This is a genomic window from Methylobacterium sp. E-016 (genome assembly GCF_022829745.1).
GTDB lineage: Bacteria > Pseudomonadota > Alphaproteobacteria > Rhizobiales > Beijerinckiaceae > Methylobacterium.
Window position 1 is genome coordinate 1 of sequence record NZ_JAKSYF010000001.1, and the last position, 1,136, is coordinate 1,136.

A 1,136-nucleotide genomic window follows, 5' to 3' on the forward strand; every position below is an offset into this window, starting at 1 on the left:
AACACTTGGTGCCCGCGCTTTGCGGCCTGGATGATGCGATCCGGGTCGGCGGTCCAGACGAACGGCTTCGGATTGCCGTTGCTCTCGGCGATGAAGCGTTTGATGGCGGCCTGTACCTCGATCAGCGATCCGAACACGCCGCGTCGGAGCCGGCGTTTTGCGAGCTTGGCAAAGAAGCCCTCGACGGCATTGAGCCACGAGGCTGAGGTCGGGGTGAAGTGGAAGGTCCAGCGCGGGTGGCGGTCGAGCCAGGCACGGACCTTCGGGTGCTTGTGGCCGGCATAGTTGTCCAGGATCGCGTGGACGATCTTGCCCACCGGAACCGCCGCCTCGACCGCATTGAGGAAGCGGATGAACTCCTGATGCCGGTGGCGCTGCATGCAGCGGCCGATCACCTTGCCCTCCAGCACGTCCAGGGCGGCAAACAGGGTCGTCGTGCCGCGGCGCTTGTAATCGTGGGTGCGCGTCGTCGGCTGGCCCGGCTTCATCGGCAATGGGGCCTGCGTGCGGGCGAGCGCCTGGATCTGGCTCTTCTCGTCGACCGAGAGCACGACGGCGTGGGCCGGCGGGTCGACGTAGAGCCCGACGACGTCGCGCAGTTTGGCGGCGAAGGCCGGGTCGGTGGAGAGCTTGAACTGCCGGACTCGATGCGGCTGTAGGCCGTGCCCCCACCAGATCCGCTGCACCGACGAGACACTGATGGCCGCGGCCTTGCTCATGGCGGCGGCCGTCCAATGCGTGGTCTCGCCGGGTGGTTCTCCTTGCGTCAGAGCCACCACGCGCGCCGCCACCTCCGGCCCCAGCGGCGGGATGCGCGCCGGTCGCGTTTTGTCCCGAAGGAGCCCATCGGCGCCCTCCTGCGCGAAGCGGTCCTGCCAGCGCCAGACCACCGTCTTGGACACGCCCGCCTCACGCATGATCGCATGCGTCCCCAGCCCATCGGCGCTCAGCAGTACGATACGGGTGCGCCAGACGTGCTTCTGCGACGTGTTTCGATCCGCGACGAGTGCTTCGAGCCGAAGGCGATCCGAGGTGGAGAGCGTGAAAGAGATGCCACTGCGCATCCCGCCAGACTCGCAGGATGGGGCGCAAACCGAAACCCCACACGGACTCAACCGTCAGGGCTCAACCACTAG

General features: G+C 67.3%; 1 protein-coding gene. It reads right to left on the reverse strand.

Features of this window, described 5'->3' with window-relative positions; translation table 11 throughout:
• The coding region (locus MKK68_RS00005) for an IS630 family transposase (RefSeq protein ID WP_244027294.1) at nucleotides 1-1,064 on the reverse strand (1,064 nt) is incomplete at its 3' end.
• Between the last annotated feature and the right edge of the window lie 72 nt (nucleotides 1,065-1,136).